The sequence below is a fragment of the Flavobacterium collinsii genome, assembly GCF_946903285.1.
GTDB lineage: Bacteria > Bacteroidota > Bacteroidia > Flavobacteriales > Flavobacteriaceae > Flavobacterium > Flavobacterium collinsii.
This window is the reverse complement of the sequence record NZ_OX336425.1, coordinates 3,906,968-3,927,629: the sequence shown is the minus strand read 5'-3', so window position 1 is coordinate 3,927,629 and position 20,662 is coordinate 3,906,968. Positions and strand designations below refer to the sequence as shown.

The following is a 20,662-nucleotide window of genomic DNA, read 5'->3' as shown; positions in this document are numbered from 1 at the left end:
AAATGGAGGCTCTCCCTTATACTGAGTGATAGGGAGCTGTGAATTACTTAAATGTTAAATATGAAAAAAGCAACGATCACCGCTTTTAGAAAGCAGTATCAGTCTGATGGAATATTTTTATAGTACAACATCTCCTTTGTGCGAAACAAAAGAGTGCATTACAGAAGATTTCTGAATATAAAAATGATGAAATTGTTGATCTAGAAAAGTTGGTAAAGATGCAGATGAGTATGTCGCTGAATCTGATATATAGTCGCAATACCATAGATTAAGCCATTTTCAAAAATCTTAAAATGTACTAGTTTAGTAAAGTACGGTGTTTTTAAAGTACTGCTATCAGAAGTTGTCGCACGATGTTTGATCTTCTTTTTGACTATAAAATGGATGTCAAGATCTTTAGGCGTAACAAGAGCGGAAGAAGAATATTGAGGTACTTCAGAAGCTAAAAAGTTTTCCTGTTCCTGGCAAATAGTAAGTTGTACAGGGGTTTTGACCATTTCTGCTCCACCCACAAGAGGAAGCAAGAATAGCAAAAATATACCTATGAACTTAAATGATTTCATGTATGCCGTAAAGAATTGTAGCTTGTAGTCTGAAAAGACAGGCTTATATTTGATAAGGGACCAAATATAGTCAATTGCAAAATAATGAATTCTTAAAATTTTTAGAAAATATTAAAAATTCAGGATAGGATAACATTCCGTTAAAACAGATCCTCTTTTTTAGTATTGTTTTGTGAGGATTGGGTGTAGCAAAAGAACAATTCATTCTTAATTTTGTAGAAAAGCAGAGATGCATTAAAAAGATAACATGAACAAAGTATATTCAGAACAGGGTACTTTTTTATTAGGAATAGCCAACTCAGAACAGTTTGCCTTAAATAAGCCCGTTCAGTTTAGCGAATACACGGTTTTGTTTGTTAGTGAAGGGGAAGGGATCTATCATGCCGATTTTGCTTCGTTTCATTTTTCGGGTCCCGTTTTATTGTTTTCCACACCTCAACAATCTATTCACATAAAAGAAATGAAACCAATTGTGTATAGTGTTTTACAATTTCATGGTGATTTTTATTGCATTGAATACCATAGAAATGAAGTGGCCTGTAATGGGGTACTCTTTAATAATATTTATATAGAACCGTCTATACAACTGTCTGCCGAACAACATGAGCTGTATGCACAGTTAATGAATCAGATTGGGGATGAGCTCAGGCAGCAAACACCTTCCGAGATTGTATTGAGAGCCTATATTCAGCTTTTTCTGGCGAAATCGAGCAGTATCAAAATGAGTTGCATCGAAAAACTGGAACTTCAAAAAGATGAAAAAATGGATCAGTTTAAACTGCTGCTCGAAGAACATTTTTTAGACCTTCATAAAGCAAGTGATTATGCTTCTTTATTAGCGATGACTTCTAATAGTTTAACCAAACAATGTAACAAACGTTTCAATAAAACTCCGACACAAATGATTCAGGAGCGATTGATTTTGGAAGCCAAAAAACATCTGCATCTTACCAGAATGAGCATTAAAGAAATTGCTTTTGCTTTAAAATTTCAGGACGAATACTATTTTAGCAGGGTCTTTAAAAAAATGACTAACGTTTCTCCACAGACCTTTAGAAAAACAACCGGAATCTCGATCGTGGCAGATTTGTCTAGTTAATATCCTTTTTCGTCCATTCTTTGCGGAGGCTTACGGACGTAGTTTTGCGCTGTTACTTTTAAACAATTAATTTAAAAACAGCAGCAATGAAAAATACCCTTTTAAATGCCATCGCCAATTTAGATCAACTCGGTAAAAAAGCAGTACGTGCCGGAATTGTAGTTGTTTTTCTATGGATTGGCGGACTTAAATTTTTTACCTACGAAGCAGATGGAATCGTGCCGTTTGTCGCCAACAGTCCGTTTATGTCTTTCTTTTATGAGCACCCTTCTGAATACAAAGAATATGGGAATAAAGAAGGAGAGTTAATTGCCAAAAATCACGAATGGCACCTTGAGAACAATACCTACGGGTTTGCCAACGGTCTGGGAATTTTATTAATTGGAATCGGAATTCTGGTTGCCATTCATCAATGGGCACCTTTGGCCAGTATGATTGGTAGTATATTGGTTTTTATACTAACGATTGGTACACTTTCGTTTTTAGCAACAACACCCGAAAGCTGGGTGCCGCATTTAACTGATGATCAATACGGATTTCCTTATTTGTCCGGCAGGGGACGTCTGGTTTTAAAAGATATTGTTATTCTGGGAGCTTCACTAATTACCATGAGCGAATCGGCAGCATTGTATTTGAGAAAGAAACATTGAAACAAAAAAGAGCCTTTAGCGTGCAGCTAAAGGCTCTTGATTTTTTGTCTAGTAAAAGAGATTGAAATTATTGAATTGTTACAGCATAACTTAGATTGGAAGTACCAGACGCTCTTTTAAATCTCATTCTGTCATACACTCCGGCAGGAACTCCGGCAGGAATTTTTAAGGTGGCTTTGTAAGAAGTAAGTTTTACAATTTCTAAAGGATAAGTGACAGCCGTATTAGTGGTGTTGTAAATTTCTACGGAAGTCAATAAATCTAGTAAACCGCCTCGTACTTCAAGCGTTTCACCGGAACGTTTGGTAGTTGGAAAACCAAATCTTTCCGTTTTAAAATAATCGGGCTCGACCACTTCAATTTTAAACCTGTTTTCTACACTGGCGTTCTGAAGAGTGTAAGCTCCGTTTTTGATGCGCAGATCATACATTCCCAATGGCATATTTTCGGGAAGAAAATAATACACGCCATATTCCAGAAATGGAGCGGTAGTTTCACCACTGCCTAAATAAGCAATTTCTGCGGTATACTCTGTTTTTTGGTCGGCAGCAGACACAAAATAAACTCGGGTATCTTTAAGGCTCATCCACAAATCATTGATGATGGCCGGATCACTGGTACCACGATTGGTCATCTTGGCCATAAAACCTTTGGTTATAGGTTCTTCGGCGGTCGAAGTCCATGTTCTCGGCTCTTTTTGCCTGAAATCTATTTTCAGCGTGTACTTTTTTGTCGTACCTGCTTTTGAAGTAACGGTATAAACGGTACCGTCCTTAAAAGACACTTCTGTACCTGATGCAGGAGAAATAAGAGCTTCTGTACCCAGAATAATTTCGGGTTTAACGGTTTCAGGAAGCAGCAGGTGGTTGCTCCAGGTAATTACGATATTCTCTTCTGTCAGTGCTGCACTGATCGAATTATTATCAGCATCTTTAATAGTAAAGGATTCAATATGGGTATATCCCGGCACTTTTATAACATCCGCAGGAATAGTATTGACTTTGTCGATATATTCTGTTTCGCACGAAAGGCATAGCAGTGTTATAAAAAGAAAGGCAATCTTATATAAAAAGACAGGATAATGGATTCTTTTATTCATGATTGTATTGTCTATTTAATTTTTAATTGATTTTATTTATTAGTTTTGCCACTTATTGGATAAGTAGGCTTTTATTTTTTAAAATGCCTGTTTTACAATGCTTACGGTAATTTTATAAAGCCGTTTGTGGTCATGGGGGAATGATATAGGGCAGGGGGTATTTAGCAGTTGATCGCCGGTCAGCTTTTGCTGCAGTTACCTTTATCTATTTCGTGCTCCCATGTTCTTTTTTACACTGTTATTAATTATTTTACCTGTGTCCAGTTATAGTTTACTGTACTGTTAGAAGATCCCGGAGTAATGCTTGTTACTTTAACCAAATAAGCTTCTAAAGCTGATGCAGGGCTGGTAACTGATTGTGAATTTGTTCCTGAATTTGTTCTCCAGATCACAATAGCTTTCGCAGGAGTCATAACGTGTGTCAGGATGTTGTAAGAGTAATATCCCAAACCATAGTTGGCTCCGGATATAGTTCCGTTGTATCCCAATACATTGTAAGGATCTGCGGGAGAAGTACCAACATTACCTGATGCGTTTTTAACTACGATGTTTGCATTCCAGCTATCCCAGTCATCACAAGTCTGGTTTAAGTTCACAGTACCAACATACCATTTACCGGTATTACCTACCGGACGGATTGAACCTCCGTAGATGCCTTCCCATTGAACATTAACACCACCAATTGCGGCAGCAACAGGAGTCCAGTTTGTGTAAGTAGACGAAGGGGCTGCAGTTCTGTTTACTGTAACAGAAGTTGAAGTAACCGTGCAAAGGGCCAAAGCCGATTTCTTAGTTAAATTGGTTCCTTGCGATTGTTCTTTTGCTACTGCTTGTGTTTCTGCATTTTGTTCGTCAGTACTACAAGATGTAAATGTAATAGCAGCCACTGCTAAAATTGATAGAATTATTTTTTTCATAATGATTTATATTTGATAGATTAAGTGGCTTCTTTTATTACCTCGGCAGTATAAACAGGCATTTTTATGTTTCTGAAATTTAGTTTGTTATTCGGAACGGATATTTCATTGTGGCCGATAGGTTGTAACTTTCCATCATGAACCAGTAATCGGTATCCGGTTTAAGGGGGATAACAATATTGGCATTGTCTGCAAAAACGTACATTGCATAAAAACTTCCAATGTCCAAACCTTCATTGTATTGTTTCATCTGCCATTTTTTATTGCCCTGCGCATCTACTACAAATATTTTTGTAACCTCATACGACGGCAGGAAGTTTTGTCCTTTTACAGTAAGCGGACTGTCTGTACTGATTAAAAAAGGATCAGTTGCATTTGAAACCTCATTTACCACTAATTTAGGCTGTTGTATCACCACATTCACCGTATAAACAGCGGTGGTTCCGTCGGCCGCTTTGGTGGTATACGTTACCGGAGTTTTGCTGAAAACAGGTATAAGTTCCTTAGCAGCAGGCGAAATAGTAGTATTGGTAGGTACTGTTATGGCTGCTTCAAGATATTGGTATTCATAATAAGAAGGCAGGTAAACCGTAACTGTTTTCTTTAAATTGTTTACGGCACTATGGATCACCTGTGTAGTCCCCGGATTTGTTACGCGAAAAGAGATAATTCTTTTGGCATCCAGAGCCGTAACTATTTCTGTAATGGGTTTTTCTTTTACATCTGTCCATCTTTCTTCCTCGTTGCTACAGCCTGTCAGAAGGGCAAGCAGCGTAAAAGCAGAAGAAAGAAGGCTTGATTTTAATGGAGTAATTTTGGTATTCATGTGAATTAATTAGGTTATTTGATTTCAAATTTAGTGCTCCCGGCAGGTACCATTACATAGTCAAAAGTGTAATACATGTGAGGAGTGTCTTTGTACCAGTCCTTAGAATTGTATACGTCTTTATAAACAGAGATCATTTTGATTTTGGCATAACTACCGTTGGCAGTCTTAAGGATTACTGTTCTGGCCGGAATCACAGTACCATTTGTAATTTTAAGAGATTCTCCAAGCGCATAAGCAACATGTGCTTTTTGTGGATTCTTTCCGTCCGATACTACATCGCCACCAAAGTCGTATAAGTACCAGCCAGTTCCATTTCCGAAAGAGCCGGCATCATCGGTACCAATAAGATCAATCCCGGTTTTGAACTGATTGTCGGCCGGGATATCAACTACCTCGTTAAAAGGCTTGGCTACAATCGTGATTCCGCCTATACCACCTGCAAGCGATCCGTTATTCTGCGAGTTGCTGCCGTTATTACCGGATAAAAAGCTGGCATAAAGTCCGCCGAAAGCTAAGTCCCATTTACGGGTTTTTTTATAGGATCCCTCTACGGCTTTATTCTCTTCAAGGCTATAATAAAGTGTTGCCGATGGAGCGGTAGGATTGGCATCAGAGGTGCTTCCCTGATAGTTTTTTACATGTATTACTTTATAGAATAAGCCTGTTGCAGGCACTTCAGTTCCGGGATTACCACCATTTCCGTTTTCCGGATCGGTCACTTTGGGATCATCTGAAGAGCAGGCTGTAAGCAATGCAGAGAGAAGAAAAACGGTCAGTAGGGGTCTGGACAGTTTTTCGGTTAGGGTTTTGAATTTTGTCATGTTATTAAATTAATTGGTATTTAAATTTTTGCTTCCGTCCTGTTGTACATAATATTTAAAAGTAAAATAAGGTGCAGGCCAGTTAAGGTCGGTCACTGCCGGGGGATTGCCTTTGTAGGCATTTACGAGCTGTAGTTTTGCATATTTTCCATTTGGCAGTCGCAATACGTAAGTGCGATCGGGAATGGCCTGCATAATATGACTGCTTAGACTGTAATAAAACCAGCCAGCAGAGCTTTCAGAAGAAGACCATCCAATTTTAGTGATTTCACTATTGTTAAAATCAGCATCAGCCGCCGCCTGGTTTACATTTTTGTACGCCTCTTTGACTAAAACCACTGCTGTATTTTTGGCAGGGCCGTTGTAACCCGGATTGTACTGGTATTTGCTGTTGTTTATAAAAACCTCGCTGTTGTAAGGTCCGGTAAAGGCAATGTCCCAGTCGTTTGTTTTCATAAACTGCAACGAGTCTGCTTTTGTATGCAGCCAGATCTGTTTTTGATCGCTAAAGCGAAAAAGAAAAGTATGAAAGTTTCTTTTTTCTTTACCTTTTGTTTCACCTCCCATTGCAGCTCCGGTATCTCCGGCAAGATCTGAAACTACAGTGCTTTTGCCATCGGCAAGAGTGGTTACCGTATTTTCTTCGTTACTGCTGCACGAAACAGCCTGTAGTGTTATAATGAGTAGTAATGCTAAAAGTCCTTTTTTGAGTATATGGTTTGTTATCATTGTGAAATATTTAATGTGGATTAGTTTTATTGATTTTTAAAGAAGCGGTAGCTTACACCAAGAAGTAAAATTCGTCCCGGCTGCCCCGGCATTAGCGGATCTGTGTAGTCAAAAATGTTATCGGCCGTGAATCGGATACTGAGGTGATCTTTTAAAAGCTGTTTTTCAAAACTCGCATTGGTCAGCCAATAGTCCTTGACAAAAATGTCGTATTTGTCGATGAATTGATTTCCATTGCGATCTCCGAACGGATATTTACCTCTGAAATTGATTCTGATATTGGCATTGAATTTCCATGGTTCGTACCGATAAAAAATAGAAGTATTGGCCATGTGGCGCGAGCGATTTTCGATGCCCCAATAATCGGATGGCCTTGGTTTATAAGAGTTGCCGGTTGCCGGATCATGTATGTTTTGACTGTACGGCCATTTTCCTGCACTAATGCTGTCTTTAACGCTAAGATCCTTGGCAATGAGGTATTGATAACCCGCACTTACTTCCATATTTTTGATCGGACTGAATTTTAAAGCAAATTCAAATCCTTTGTTAACGGCTTCCGGCAGGTTTTGATACGTATAAATAATTTGGCTATTGGTTCCGGTAGCCACCTGTATGCTATTGATTTGATTGGTGATTTTATGATAAAAAGCATTTCCTTCTATTTTAAAACTTTTGGCAGGTTCGAAGACTAATCCTGCATTGTACGAAATACTCTTTTCCGCCTGAAGATTGCCGGCGGTCTGATTTAGTACATACTGTCTGATTTCACTTATCTGACCGTCCTCTTTTAATTGCTGAAGCGTAGGAGCCAGGACTGCATTACCAATAACCAGATAATTTCCGTTTGGATTAAAGAATACCAGATAGTTTGTTTTAAAATCGGGTGCTTTAAACCCGGTTCCAATACCGGTTTTAAAAGTCAATTTGGGTGTAAGGTAGTATTGTAATCCAAAACTAGGATTGAGTCTTCCTCCAAAATTATTGGTATGGTCGTAACGCAACCCGCCAACCGCTTTTATTTTTTGAAACGGAGTCCATTCGCCCTGAACATAGGAGAAGAAAGTTTGGAGAGAATTGACACCATTAAGCGATTTGTCGTTCATGTGCTCCAGACTTCCGCCAAGACCACCAACAAGCTGGTAGGAATTGTTGTTGCTGTACGAAAATTGCTGTTCCAAACGGTGTAACGTCTGTTTAAACACATCCTGACTTACGGCACTGTTGCTTTGCTGCCAGGCTACACTCATGTCGGCCGTATAGTGGGTAAGGTAATAGCGGGTAATACTTCTTAGATTACTAGTAAAACGATGATCAAACGAAAGTGAAAGATTGAGATCCTGCTCGTCCTGATTGTCTCCCGAAATATGACCAAGGCCAAAATCCTTCTGCATAAAAGAACGGCGCAGACCGTAACGACCACTTAAATTTAAATAACTGCTTTCACCGGTTTGATAACGGGATCTTCCCTGTATACTATAATTGTCATAGGGTGGGGATGTGGTGCCTTTGATGAATTTGGAGTTGGTGTTATAACCATCGGTTCGGTAATAATTTACCGCCAGATTTACGGTTCCTTTATTCTGCAAAAAGGGTGTTTCGCCTTCCAAAGTAGCATCAATAATATTCAGAGAACCATAACTTAGAGAAGCTTGCAGTTGCGGATCAATTACACCATGGCGTGTAATAATATTAATCGTTCCGCCCAGAGCTTCGCTACCATAAAGACTGGAAGAAGCTCCTTTTATGATTTCAATACGTTCTATATTGGATACACTGATTCTCGAGAGATCGAAGTTGCCGTTATTCCGTCCAACCATAGGCTGACCATCAATAAGCACCATAATATACTCGCTGCCAAAGCCCTGCATTTGCACTCCTACAGATCGGGCACCGCCACTAATATTATTGACAATAGCGATACCAGTTTGCTCTTTTAAAACCTCGTCAAGTCTTCTGCTGCCCATCAGTTCAATGGTTTTACGGTCTATGACTGTAACAGGCATAGCACTATATTGAGCATTGATAAGAGTTTCAGGATTGTTTTTCTTTGAACGGCTTTTTATACTCACTTCATTCAGATCAATACCTCGCTCCATGTTCACCTGCAAGGGGCGTATTGCTTTTCCATTTAAAACTAGCTGCTGGATGTAATCTTTATATCCCATGGTTGTGATTCTGATAGTGTAAGTTCCATTTAATAGTCCTTTAAATGAAAAAAAGCCAGTAGGATCGGATACCACTGATTTACCCGAAGACTCTAATGTGACCAATGCTTGCGGCAGCGGATTTCCGGCATGAGATACAAAACCGTTGATGCTAGTGCCGTTTTGAGCCTGAGTTAATGTTATATACAATACAAAAAAACAAGTGATAATTGTTTTTCTGGCAGGACCGTAAATGTTTTTGTTTTTCATTCTTATTGTTATCCATTGTCTATAGTGATCAAAGATTAATTTTACACTATTCTTATTTAGACTTGGTAAAAATAATAATTAATACAGTAGTAATAGTACTTTTTTTACAGAATGAGCAAAAATTAAGTAAGTAAAAGATTATGAATATGAATTTAAACTTGAGTTGAGGTGTTTTATTTAGTTGGTTATTAGGTTTTTAAATTCTAATGAGATGCAATAAGCTTGTTTTGTATTTAAGAAAAAATTAACAATAAAAAAGCAATAAAAGTGCCGAAAATACAGGCCGTTTTTTGAGTTATTTAACACTTATTTACTTTAAATTGGTTCCAAAAAAGAAAGAAAACGATGGTTTTTCATTTAGTGTATCATAATTTTGATGCTCGCATTGTTCTAAATTCTGTGCAATTTGATCCTTAAAAGAACAACAAAATCCCATCTCTAATTGAAATGGGATTCCTGAATTTTAAATAGCATTATTAGACAGAAAATTATGTTTTAGAACTTATTATTCTCGCTCTCGAAATAGTGTGATCATTTGGTAAATTTAGATTAGAATTTTATTGTAGATGTACTTTATATCTTTGATTTTTAAGTAATCACATTGTTAAAATATAAATGAATAATTAGAATTCCTTTTCTTATTTTAGCTGCCTGATTGTAAAACTGAGAGTAGGTGTACAAATAAAGTTTTAGTATATGATTACTAATGCTTTAAAAACTAGTGGTTAGACATAAATAATTAATAATGATTCAAAAAAATAAGTTGAAAAATACAATTATAGCTTTCATTTTTCTTTCTTTTCAATACATAAATGCCCAAATAACCCTAACTAATAATATCGGAACAACATTAATTAAAACCGATATGTATTCTTGCGATGAAAGTGAAACTTGGTCACGAGTATTTAAATTATCAGATTTTGGCATAGCACCAAATGAACAGTTCATAATTAAATCGGGGCAGGTTGGACTTAGTAAATCTGATGTTGGTGCAAAGTTATCCTTTTCTGTTTACACTATTGATTCAACTTTTCCTGTTTTTTTTTATTCTTCATTCCCGAGGACAGTACTTGGAACTCGTGGCTCAAAACAATCACCTTTGATTAATGGTGCTCCAGAAATTGTTCAAATTGATTTTGATGAACCTATAGTTGTTCCGGCAGGTACTCAAAGAATTTTGGTAACAGTTAACAAGTATAAAGAAGTTTATAATACGTCATCGAGTGAAGTTTTTATAGCCGGAACTGAGCATGATACCGGAGAATCATGGTATTTAGGCTGTGACAAAGAACATGCTTTATCTCCTACAACAGATTTAACCATCCCTGTTCCAAATGCCAATTTTTATATAAATGTTACTGGGGATGTCTTTGATACAAAAAGTTCAGGATTAATCACGAGATTATCTCATAATGTTTGCGATGATGTGATAGAAACAGATATACATTCATGTAGTTCCAGTAACATTTATTGGGCCAGAGCTTTTACTTTAAAAGATTTCGGTATATCAAATAATGAAGAATTTGTGATTAAGTCTGGTCAGGTCGGCATCAATAAGACAAGTTGGGGTGCGGATGTAGGATTTAATATTTATAAAATAGATGATAATTTTCCTGCCTCATTTTCAAAAACAGATTTGATAGGAAGTAGTCAGCGTAAAGGTCTTCAATATAACATCGGCCCTGAATCTCAAATTGTGGAAGTAAATTTTGATACTCCAATAGTAATTCCGGCGGGTGTCAAAAGAATTTTGGTAGAAGTTCATAAAGGAATTGACGGAGGCGAAGGGACGGCTTTTATTGCAGGTTCACAGCAAGATAATGATGTATCGTGGCAGCGTGGCTGTACTATGTTGCCCGGTGGTCCTGATTTTGGAGATAAGTATGTTTCCACCGCTGATTTTGGAAAACCTAACGCTAATTTTTACATCAATGTAACAGGAAATGTAAAGCATGTTTCAAATAAGTTTGAAATGAATTTTTCAAATATTTGTACTGAATTTTTAAAAGAATTTAGTATTGATAACCCATCAGAAATTGCCTCGGTAGAATGGAACTTTGGTGACCCTGCATCCGGAGCAGCCAACACTTCTAATGATTTATCACCTTTTCACGATTTTTCAGTAGATGGAAAATATGCAATTACAGCTACTGTTAGAGGTAAAGATGGTACAGTAGAAATTTTAACAGAAACAATTGATGCTAAAGAACCACCAAAGGCATATGGAATCAACAATATCTATGGTTGCGAGAGTAATTTTAATACTGGTATTTCGGCATCATTTGATACTTCAATCATTACACAGCAGGTTTTAGGAGGGCAAACAGATAAAATTGTTACTTTTATTGATGGGAAAGGAACGAAATATAGCACACTGCCAAATCCTTTTACAAATACTATTAAAAATAGAGAAACAATTACGGTAAGAGTGTCTCATAAAGGTAATTTTTGCTGCTATTCTGAAACTACTTTCGATTTAATTGTAAATCCATTGCCAGAGTTGGCCACCATTTCAAACTTAAGTCTATGTGATGATGACAATGATGGTTTTGCAATGTTTAATTTGCAACAGGTAGAAACTTTGATTATAGGAACTGCTCACAATATTAAAGTTGAATTTTATCATCAGGATGGTCAAAGAATACAAACTCCTTTAAATGCGGTAAAAAATTTAGTAATCAATGAAGAGGTAATAAAAGTAAAAGTTATTAATAGTAATACGAACTGTTATAATGAAACAACTTTTAAACTTGTTGTAAATCCATTGCCTAAGGCAAATCTTTTGGACGAGATAATTGGTTGTGACGACAATAATGACGGAATTTCAGAGTATTTTGACACTTCAAAGGTAGAAACTAATGTTTTGGGGCATCAGATTGGAATGAAAGTTTCTTATTTTAATGCCAGTGGAATTCCATTACCAAGCCCATTGCCTAATCCGTATACAAATACAACAAAAAATGAGGAATTGATAACTGTAAGAGTTACAAATACCTTAACGAGTTGTTATACAGAAACAAAGTTAGTTTTAAAAACAGCTTCACAACCAAGAATAAAAAAGCCTTCTAATAAATATAGTTGCGATGAAGGTGGTGGATTTGCTTTTTTCGAAATGTCTGACCTACAGACAGAGATTATTGGAAATCAATTGGGATTAAAAGTAACTTACTTTGATAATAATGGAAATCAATTGGCCAGTCCTCTACCTGTTTTATTTAAAAACACCCAAGCCTGGTCTCAGACGATATTGGTAAGGGTTGAAAATGAAATAAATAAGCTGTGCTATTCTGAAACAAGTTTTGATTTATTTGTAAATAGCTTGCCAACAGTAAATATCCAGAAAACTTATTTTTTGTGCAATCTGGAACCTTCGTTGAAGATAACTGTCGATAATAATTGGGATAACTATACCTGGAAGTCTCAGGATAATGTTATTGTTTCAAATATTGCAGAGGCAAATTTAGAAAATGCAGGAAAGTATACACTGACTATTGGTAAAACTAAAAATGATATTTATTGTGAAAATAGTTTTGACTTTGAATTAATACGATCCGTTCTTCCAAAAATCAAAGAAGTAAAATATAAAGAGTTGTCCGATAATAATTTTATTGAAATTGTTTCAGCAGTTATGGGAAATTATGAATATTCAATTGACGGCATGAATTATCAGGAAAGCAACTATTTTGCAAATATTCCGGGAAAAACCTACACTGTTTATTTAAGAGATAAAGAGGGGTGTGGTCAGGATTTAAAAGAGGTTACTTTAATAGATTATCCAAAGTTTTTTACTCCAAATAATGATGGGTTTAATGATTTTTGGAGAATAATTGGGGTCGAAAAGTACCCAAATTCAAAGATTGTTATATTTGATCGATATGGCAAAGTGTTAAAAGAATTATCTTCAAATGATTATGGATGGGATGGATTATATAATGGAAATGAACTACTCGCAGACGACTATTGGTTTACTGCTAACTTAAGTGATAAATTAGTTTTTTCAGGGCATTTTTCGCTAAAAAGATAAATGTGTTATAGCATTTATATCCATTCTCCTGCGATGTTATGATCGTTTGGTAAATAAGTAAGGTACTGCACCATCCTTGGGCTTTGACCTTTGTTGGGTGTTGCACAATGGGGCAGTGCACTATTCCAAATGATAAAATCACCTGCATTCCCAAGTATGGGTTTTGGTTTCAGAGTTTTTACAGCTTCTTCCCTTGGGGTAACATTCGGATCAAGGTTATTCAGCCAATCGTCTATTTTGTTATGAAAACCCGCAACACAATGAAAAGCACCATCCTCGACACCACAATCGGTGAGGTAGAGCAGTCCCTGCAGTTCGAATTTTATAGGCTGTTTTAAGCTGGTATCCCAATGTAACGGACTCCCCAGAAAAGTAAAATTTTTAGTTTCTGGAGGATTAAAACTTACCTTATCAATCGTTTTGTATATTTTATCTGTGTTGTAAAGCTGCTCGTAAGCCTTTTTAATTTTTACCGAAAACCGATTGCGATTTAAAGTTTCGTGATCGGAGAAATTAAGCATCAATCCTTTTTGATCCTCATGTCTTTCATACCAGCTTTCTTTTTTACTAGGATCCATTTTTAAAAAGTCCCAGATAGCCAGTTGAGTTTTTTCGCAATCTTCCTCTGAAATTGCATTTTTTAGAATAACGTAACCGTTTTCATCCCAAAATTTAAGATCCTCTTGAGAAAGAACATTAGCAGTAACGTCTTCAGATTCATAACTTGCATTTCGCATTCTGTTACTAATCCAGTTTTTAAACGTATCAAAATCTGGTTTTTCAAAGTATAAAAACTGCAAGGTGTCTTCCATACCAATACCTAATTGGAATAAGATTTTAATTTCTGCATTCCACGTCTCATCATTGTTTTGTACGGTAGTGCTGTCAGGGTGTAAAGTTCGTTTCCATAACTTTTCAAGAATGGTCAGGGACTCTTTCATTTAGGGAGTTTTTATAATTTAAGAATCAATCGTTTCAAAAATAAGACATTTAAAGTTGCCAGTTTAAAGTAAAAACACCTGTTTTTATTGTTTTAAAGAAGACTCCCTGTCTGATTTTCTTTTAATGCCAACGGATGATATAGTGTTAAAATCAAGTGTATTTACCTGTTAATAATTCTGTAATTTTACCTATACTTGTTGTGATTTTGTGTTTTAAGATGTCGATTATAAGTGTATTAGAGTATAGAGTATAGAGTATAGAGTATAGAGTATAGAGTATAGAGTATAGAGTATAGAGTATAGAGTATAGAGTATAGAGTATAGAGTATAGAGTATAGAGTATAGAGTATAGAGTATAGAGTATAGAGTATAGAGTATAGAGTATAGAGTATAGAGTAAAGAGTAAAGAGTAAAGAGTAAAGAGTAAAGAGTAAAGAGTAAAGAGTAAAGAGTAAAGAGTAAAGAGTAAAGAGTAAAGAGTAAAGAGTAAAGATTTACGGTTTTGGAATTTGGAATTTGGAATTTTCAGAAGAAGAGTAAGGAGTATGCTAAAAATCCTTTAAAGAGTAAGCAAAACTTTAAATTTAGAGATAATGGATGTTAGTTTTTTTTCCTCGACGATTGTACAGGTTGCTATTTCATTGGTCATCAGCTGGGCGCTATTTGCGTTGTTGTGCAGTATGATTCTTGAAACAACCGTACAAATAAAAAGTGAAAGAGGTCGTTTTTTCAGAAACAAAATTGTAGAGAAGCTTTTTGATTATTCGAATCAGATTAATTGGGGATTGTTGATGTACAACAATAGTAATATTAGATTACTGACGAAATCAGAAAAAGCACCTCCAACAGAAATTACTTCCAAAACTCTGGCAGAAGTATTAATCGATACTGTCGCTAATGCTCAGGCTGCCAAAATACTTCTGCAAGATCATAAAGAAAACAATATAAGAAGGTATGACAATGACTTGCTGAATAATTTTGAATTTGCGATTACTTATTTGGGACAAAGTGATTTGATTATGATGCTCAAAAATGCCTTGAATAAGGCAAAAATTAAAGCTACTGAGTCCGGGGATAGGGTTGTAGAAAAGACTCTTTATGAGGAATTAGTAAAAGAAGTTACTATTTGGTTTGATCAGTTTAGCGACAGAACAAGTGTATGGTATAAGAAGCTTTCGAGAAAACGTCTGTTTATCATTGGGCTTTTAGTGAGCGGAATTATAAATATTGATAGTATTGTTCTATTTAAGTATTATGACAGTAATCCGACGGCGAGAGCCGGGATGATTGATTATTATTCAAAGAACAGAGAACAATTAGAGGTACTAAGCGCAAAATATAGTACGGCAGGACAAAATAGCGCTGTAGATCAGGCCTCTATTGAGTTGACCAAAAAAGACATTAAAGATTTAACGAAACAAATTGATAGTCTTAGAACGAATCTTGATTTGCCTATTGGTTGGAATAAAGCAGTATGCACAGATACGAAAAACACTTCGGGACAAGATCGTTTTACTCTCTCTTGCATTTTGTTAAAACTATTAGGTATCATTATTTCGGCTTTCGTGGCAAGTTTAGGAGCTCCATTCTGGTTTGATGTTTTGAAAAAAGCAACTTCTACAGCTCAAACAGTAACTAAAGTAGTATAAATCATGAATAATAATTATAAAAATGCTCACACGCATATATTCACGATGAATAATGCGCCGAAAAATTTCCTGGAATTATACTTGCCACCGTTTTTGGCAAAAGGAGTTGACAATTTTACCAATACTGATCTTGGTGCCTGGACAATCAGGCTTTTGGCCAGTGGAAATAAAGGAATGGCTAAAAGATATGCAACATTCCTGCAAATTGGTAAAAGTAAATATCAGACTGATATTTTTGAAGATCTGATGTCCAGATATCCAAATGAAACATTTCAGTTTGTTACACTATGTCAGAACTTAGAATATTTGGGTGTTGGCAGATCAGTTAGCGGATTTGAAGGGCAAATTGAAGAAGTGATTGATATAAAAAGAAAATACCCAACTAACATTTTGCCTTTTTTCGGACTCGATCCAAGATGGAAAAGCAGCGGTGACGAAATTCAAAAAACGGTAGAGCGCTATTTTGAAACTAAAATCGAAGTAGGCGGAACCTATATTTATCCTTTTCAGGGATTAAAAATGTATCCGAGTACCGGTCATTATGCTTTTGATGCAAAACTGAAAAAAACCATGGAATGGGCCGCTGACAACGGTGTGCCGATAATGACACATACCTATTATTTAGGCGGAATTTATAATTATGATAAAGATTATATTATACGTAACCTTAACCCCGTTGATCCTTATACCGGAAACGTATATGGAGTACCTAAATTTATTGAGGAGAAGGGAGGCTGGTTAGGCAATCTTTTTAAAGAACAAAGCCGAAACAGCTGTAAAAGCAGTTGCTCTTATTTTCTCGAGCCACATTCTTACGAATCAATGTTAAATCAAATTAAAGACCTTAAAATATGTTTTGCGCACTTTGGTGGTGTAAAGCAAATACAGGCAACAAGAGATAATAATAAAGAGAGCAATCAACTTAATCCTTATGGCGTGTTAAGAAAGAACTGGTTCAATCAGATACAAAATCTAATGTCTCAGCATTCAAATGTTTATACAGATATATCGTATGATGTAGCAGAATGTCTTTTAAAAGAGAATAATGATCTTTATGAAGTATTTTATAAAGAGGTTGATAAATCATATGGAAATCAGATATTGTTCGGAACCGATTATTTTATGACCGAAAAGGACAGTCTGGAGCAGGTAGCTGTTCAGGGTTTTAGAAATTATGCTTCGAAAGCTACACTTCAAAATGGAAATTCATTATGGGATCAAATGGCAAAGAACAACATTAACAGTTATTTAAAAAGCAAGTATTATTAATGGAGAAATAACTGAAATGTTCAAAGTTATCTACATTAATAAAAACGATAATTTTTTTTAATTGCCATAAATTTTAATATACAAGCTAATTATTCAAAAGAATAGCATAAAATCTTTAAACCTTCAAGATCAATTGATTTTGGAGGTTTTTTTTGGGGGATATGTCTCTACTTATTTTTCATAATATTTTCAGTTTTGCTAAGTCATTTAGAAACTGAATTATGTCTTTGTAGTCAACTTGACGAGCAACAAGTTCAAAAACTTATATTTAGAACTGTAATTCTTACAATTCTGCTTGAGCTTGTGTTTTTTTTAATAAGAAACTAATTTGTGATCAATTAGCTTTAAATCAGGTATTTATACTCTTTTTCACCTCGTTTGGTTTAACGAGTTTTGTTATGTTTGAAATAAAATCCTACAAATAATTAGACGTTTTGTAGGTAAATCATACTATGGCTTACTATTCAGTCAAGTCTTACAACATGCTACCTATTTTATTAACCTTTAAATAATTCAAATTATGGAAACTAGAAGCCCTCCTTTTGTTTGTACAGATTTTTGAGATATAAAAAATGATTAACCCCTTAAATCAAATTATATGAAAAATTTATACAAAATTATGTTACTGTGTGTCTGTGGAGCCACTTACGCACAAACCCAGAATGATATTGCAAAAATTAGGTCCGGAAGTAATGTGTCTGAACTACAGTCTCTGAGTCAGAGATACCAAACCGAGGCCGACCAGAAGAAACAAAGAATCAGTAATCTTGCGAAAGCTAATGGTTGGCGCACTTCCTTTAGTAATAAAAATGGAACCACAAGCGAATTAGTAGATGTAAGTACCGATGGTAAAACGCCTATTTATTTTGCTACTGAAAATGTAAATGCCGCAAAATCCACACGAGCAAATTACTTGAATTCCGGTGGTGGTTTAGGATTGAACCTTAACGGACAAAACATGACGGCTTATGTTTGGGATGGCGGTGCTACACTTCCTACTCACAATGAGTTTGGCGGAAGAGTGTCCATTAATGATGGGGTTACTACTATTGTTGCCGGAAGTAACAACAGTCAACACGCCAATCACGTAACAGGTACTATTGTTGCGGCAGGTACTGTAGCGGCGTCCAAAGGAATGGCCTTTCAGGGAAATGCCAGAACTAACGAATGGACTAACGATTTGACTGAAGCCACTACAGCAGCGGCAAACGGAATGTTGATCTCCAATCATTCTTATGGATGGGCCACAAGAAATGCTTCCGGAGGGGTTCTGATAGCTCCTTGGCAGTTTGGTGCTTATCAAACTACCGCCAGAGACTGGGACAATCTGATGTTTAATGCTCCTTACTACCTGCAGGTGAAATCAGCCGGAAATGATGGTGGTGATAACACTGCAAATACAAGTCCGTTAGGAGGTTTCACCGCTTACGACAAACTTACAGGATTTTCGACTTCTAAAAACAATCTGGTGATTGCTAATGCTAACGATGCTGTGATAAGTTCAACAGGAGCTTTAACAAGCGTTACCATTAGCGGGTCCAGCAGTCAGGGACCTACAGACGATTTGAGAATCAAACCGGATCTTGCCGGAAACGGAGCCTCCGTTTATTCCACAGCCACACTTACAAATCCGGTAACACCATTAACCAATAGCAGTTATGGTAATGCCAGTGGAACTTCAATGGCAGCTCCAAACGTAACCGGAACTTTACTTTTATTGCAACAGCATTATAAAAATCTGACCGGAAACTTTATGCGTGCTGCCACTCTAAAAGGATTGGCTTTGCACACAGCAGACGACGCGGGAGCTGTTGGTCCTGATGCTATTTTTGGATGGGGTTTATTGAATGCAAAATTTGCAGCGGAAACCATTACAAAAAACGGAACAGCATCTATCGTTCAGGAAAGTACACTGGTTAACGGAGGTACCTATACATTGTCGGTAACCTCAGATGGTGTTAATCCGTTAATTGCTTCTATTTCCTGGACAGATCCTGCCGGTGTTGCTTATTCCGGCAGTACACCAAATATTGGTACGGCAAAATTGATAAATGATTTAGATATTCGTGTAACCAATGGAGCTGGTACTAATTTTCCATATAGATTATTAACAGCAACAACAAACGGATTAGGCGATAATACCAGAGATCCATTTGAGCGAATCAGAATTGTTGGAGCAGCCGGAACGTATACCATAACCGTAACTCATAAAGGAAGTTTGGTAAATGGAAGTCAGAATTTCTCAACAGTTGTGACCGGAATTACAGTACCGGATCTTTACATCAAAGACAGACTGTTTGATGTTGGATTACAGCCTAATCCGGATTCAGGACCTATGTGGATCAGTGATGATATCTGGGTAAGACAAACGATTGACGGAGGAACTGCACATGAAAACCCTGAGTTTAAATTAAGTTCTCCAAACGGAGTTTACGTTAAAGTTACGAATAAAGGAACCGTTGCCAGTGCTTCCGGAAAAGTGAAACTGTATTTTGCAAAAGCTTCTTCAGGATTAACATGGCCTACGAACTTTGTTAATTTTTATGTAGGACCAGTATTACATGGTGATTACATTGGAGAGGTAGCTATCCCGGCAATTGCTGCAGGTGGAAATGCTACGGTGGTTATTCCTTGGTATCCGCCAAATCCTGCTGATTTCACTTACGATGTACATCATTTTTGTTTAGCTGCAAGAATAGAATCATCAGAAGATCCTATGTTTAATGAGCAAAACAATGTTAGTATTGCGGTTAATACCAAAAACAACAACAATATTGCCTGGAAAAATTTAAGTGTTTACAACCTGAACACGACCGATTTTGTTCCTCCAACAGCTGTATTTATTAGAGGAATCAGATCTAAAAACATCAATGTAAGATTTGTTGACAAAGGATTTAATGAACAGTTGAAGAATAATTTCTTTGAGTTAGGCGGTACCATCGAAGCGACACTGGATCCGAAATTATTTGAAAGAGCACAGGCCAATGGAAGCTTGAAAGGAGTACAGATTTTAGATAAAAATAAAATCCTTATTGCCTCCAGAGATGCATCCATAGCAAATTTACCAATCGATATAGATGAAACTTTCGGAATTACATTTGATTTCAAAGTTGCAAAAGACTTCCCGGTTGAAGAACAAATTACCTTAGACCTTGTTCAGGAAGATGCCAAAAGCGGAGAACTTGAAGGAGGGGAACGTTTTGCACTGGTAAAAGCTAAAGCCAATACTAAAGCTGGTGCAACATCACTAGTTGAAGCTGCTGAATCCCGAATTGTTACCATTTATCCAAATCCAACAAACGGAATATTTAAAGTAGGAATCAACAACGAGGAACAGGGAACTTTAAAAATAACAAGTGTTTTCAATAGTGTTGTTTTTGAAGAAAAAACGAATAAACAAAAAGAGTTTAGTGTGAACATCTCCAAACAAGCTCCCGGAATTTATATCGTTCAGTTTATTTCTGATAACGGAAAAGTAGTGACGAGAAAAATAATTAAAAACTAATATTTTTCTATTGAAGTACTTATCCTTTTAAGGAATGTATGAAAATGAAGAAAGTCGTCTCAATGTAAAAGTTGAGACGATTTTTTTTATCATTAATTAATGATAAGGATTGGTAGATAAGTTATAAAGCTATAAACCAATAAAAGAAATACC

The 20,662-nt window shown here is 36.3% G+C and carries 14 protein-coding genes; 6 read left to right on the top strand and 8 right to left on the bottom strand.

Annotated elements, in window-relative coordinates:
* Positions 1-200: 200 nt before the first annotated feature.
* Positions 201-563, bottom strand: a complete 363-nt coding sequence (locus OGZ34_RS16230; RefSeq protein WP_173966232.1) for a hypothetical protein — start codon at positions 561-563, stop codon at positions 201-203.
* Positions 564-810: 247 nt separating this feature from the next.
* Here OGZ34_RS16230 and OGZ34_RS16225 point away from each other — a divergent pair, with 247 nt between their 5' ends.
* Together OGZ34_RS16225 and OGZ34_RS16220 are read left to right on the top strand one after the other, a co-directional pair.
* Complete coding sequence (locus OGZ34_RS16225; protein ID WP_263360917.1) at positions 811-1,662, top strand: helix-turn-helix domain-containing protein; 852 nt, start codon at positions 811-813, stop codon at positions 1,660-1,662.
* 86 nt (positions 1,663-1,748) lie between these two features.
* Complete coding sequence (locus OGZ34_RS16220; RefSeq protein ID WP_263360916.1) at positions 1,749-2,312, top strand: YkgB family protein; 564 nt, start codon at positions 1,749-1,751, stop codon at positions 2,310-2,312.
* 67 nt (positions 2,313-2,379) lie between these two features.
* Here the strand turns inward: OGZ34_RS16220 and OGZ34_RS16215 are convergent, their stop codons facing one another.
* The 6 genes from OGZ34_RS16215 to OGZ34_RS16190 form a co-directional block, all read right to left on the bottom strand.
* Positions 2,380-3,411 carry a hypothetical protein gene (locus tag OGZ34_RS16215; protein WP_263360915.1) on the bottom strand — a complete coding sequence of 344 codons (1,032 nt, stop codon included), beginning with the start codon at positions 3,409-3,411 and terminating at the stop codon, positions 2,380-2,382.
* A gap of 245 nt (positions 3,412-3,656) precedes the next feature.
* Positions 3,657-4,328, bottom strand: coding sequence for a hypothetical protein (locus OGZ34_RS16210; RefSeq protein ID WP_173966236.1), 672 nt, complete (start codon positions 4,326-4,328; stop codon positions 3,657-3,659).
* A gap of 79 nt (positions 4,329-4,407) precedes the next feature.
* Positions 4,408-5,154 (bottom strand): DUF5018 domain-containing protein, encoded by a 747-nt coding sequence (locus tag OGZ34_RS16205; protein ID WP_263360914.1) that lies wholly within the window; start codon positions 5,152-5,154, stop codon positions 4,408-4,410.
* A gap of 14 nt (positions 5,155-5,168) precedes the next feature.
* Positions 5,169-5,978 (bottom strand): HmuY family protein, encoded by an 810-nt coding sequence (locus OGZ34_RS16200; protein WP_263360913.1) that lies wholly within the window; start codon positions 5,976-5,978, stop codon positions 5,169-5,171.
* Between the two features lie 9 nt (positions 5,979-5,987).
* Positions 5,988-6,707 carry an HmuY family protein gene (locus OGZ34_RS16195; RefSeq protein ID WP_263360912.1) on the bottom strand — a complete coding sequence of 240 codons (720 nt, stop codon included), beginning with the start codon at positions 6,705-6,707 and terminating at the stop codon, positions 5,988-5,990.
* Between the two features lie 26 nt (positions 6,708-6,733).
* Positions 6,734-9,121 carry a TonB-dependent receptor gene (locus OGZ34_RS16190; protein ID WP_263360911.1) on the bottom strand — a complete coding sequence of 796 codons (2,388 nt, stop codon included), beginning with the start codon at positions 9,119-9,121 and terminating at the stop codon, positions 6,734-6,736.
* A 763-nt stretch (positions 9,122-9,884) separates the two neighbouring features.
* On the opposite strand from OGZ34_RS16190, the gene OGZ34_RS16185 reads away from it, so the two are divergent.
* Positions 9,885-13,145 (top strand): T9SS type B sorting domain-containing protein, encoded by a 3,261-nt coding sequence (locus tag OGZ34_RS16185; protein WP_263360910.1) that lies wholly within the window; start codon positions 9,885-9,887, stop codon positions 13,143-13,145.
* A 14-nt stretch (positions 13,146-13,159) separates the two neighbouring features.
* Here OGZ34_RS16185 and OGZ34_RS16180 read toward each other — a convergent pair whose 3' ends face one another.
* Positions 13,160-14,086 (bottom strand): phytanoyl-CoA dioxygenase family protein, encoded by a 927-nt coding sequence (locus tag OGZ34_RS16180; RefSeq protein ID WP_263360909.1) that lies wholly within the window; start codon positions 14,084-14,086, stop codon positions 13,160-13,162.
* A gap of 593 nt (positions 14,087-14,679) precedes the next feature.
* On the opposite strand from OGZ34_RS16180, the gene OGZ34_RS16175 reads away from it, so the two are divergent.
* From OGZ34_RS16175 to OGZ34_RS16165, 3 genes are all read left to right on the top strand, one after another.
* Positions 14,680-15,735 (top strand): hypothetical protein, encoded by a 1,056-nt coding sequence (locus OGZ34_RS16175; RefSeq protein ID WP_263360908.1) that lies wholly within the window; start codon positions 14,680-14,682, stop codon positions 15,733-15,735.
* Positions 15,736-15,738: 3 nt separating this feature from the next.
* On the top strand, positions 15,739-17,004 hold the full coding sequence (locus OGZ34_RS16170) for an amidohydrolase family protein (RefSeq protein ID WP_263360907.1): 1,266 nt from the start codon (positions 15,739-15,741) through the stop codon (positions 17,002-17,004).
* Positions 17,005-17,602: 598 nt separating this feature from the next.
* Positions 17,603-20,509, top strand: a complete 2,907-nt coding sequence (locus OGZ34_RS16165; RefSeq protein ID WP_263360906.1) for a S8 family serine peptidase — start codon at positions 17,603-17,605, stop codon at positions 20,507-20,509.
* Positions 20,510-20,662 lie beyond the last annotated feature (153 nt).

What these genes read in the sequence shown, in the direction of transcription:
- OGZ34_RS16230 (WP_173966232.1), bottom strand. Translation starts at nt 563, where the DNA reads ATGAAATCATTTAAGTTCATAGGTATATTTTTGCTATTCTTGCTTCCT.
- OGZ34_RS16225 (WP_263360917.1), top strand. Translation starts at nt 811, where the DNA reads ATGAACAAAGTATATTCAGAACAGGGTACTTTTTTATTAGGAATAGCC.
- OGZ34_RS16220 (WP_263360916.1), top strand. Translation starts at nt 1,749, where the DNA reads ATGAAAAATACCCTTTTAAATGCCATCGCCAATTTAGATCAACTCGGT.
- OGZ34_RS16215 (WP_263360915.1), bottom strand. Translation starts at nt 3,411, where the DNA reads ATGAATAAAAGAATCCATTATCCTGTCTTTTTATATAAGATTGCCTTT.
- OGZ34_RS16210 (WP_173966236.1), bottom strand. Translation starts at nt 4,328, where the DNA reads ATGAAAAAAATAATTCTATCAATTTTAGCAGTGGCTGCTATTACATTT.
- OGZ34_RS16205 (WP_263360914.1), bottom strand. Translation starts at nt 5,154, where the DNA reads ATGAATACCAAAATTACTCCATTAAAATCAAGCCTTCTTTCTTCTGCT.
- OGZ34_RS16200 (WP_263360913.1), bottom strand. Translation starts at nt 5,978, where the DNA reads ATGACAAAATTCAAAACCCTAACCGAAAAACTGTCCAGACCCCTACTG.
- OGZ34_RS16195 (WP_263360912.1), bottom strand. Translation starts at nt 6,707, where the DNA reads ATGATAACAAACCATATACTCAAAAAAGGACTTTTAGCATTACTACTC.
- OGZ34_RS16190 (WP_263360911.1), bottom strand. Translation starts at nt 9,121, where the DNA reads ATGAAAAACAAAAACATTTACGGTCCTGCCAGAAAAACAATTATCACT.
- OGZ34_RS16180 (WP_263360909.1), bottom strand. Translation starts at nt 14,086, where the DNA reads ATGAAAGAGTCCCTGACCATTCTTGAAAAGTTATGGAAACGAACTTTA.
- OGZ34_RS16175 (WP_263360908.1), top strand. Translation starts at nt 14,680, where the DNA reads ATGGATGTTAGTTTTTTTTCCTCGACGATTGTACAGGTTGCTATTTCA.
- OGZ34_RS16170 (WP_263360907.1), top strand. Translation starts at nt 15,739, where the DNA reads ATGAATAATAATTATAAAAATGCTCACACGCATATATTCACGATGAAT.
- OGZ34_RS16165 (WP_263360906.1), top strand. Translation starts at nt 17,603, where the DNA reads ATGAAAAATTTATACAAAATTATGTTACTGTGTGTCTGTGGAGCCACT.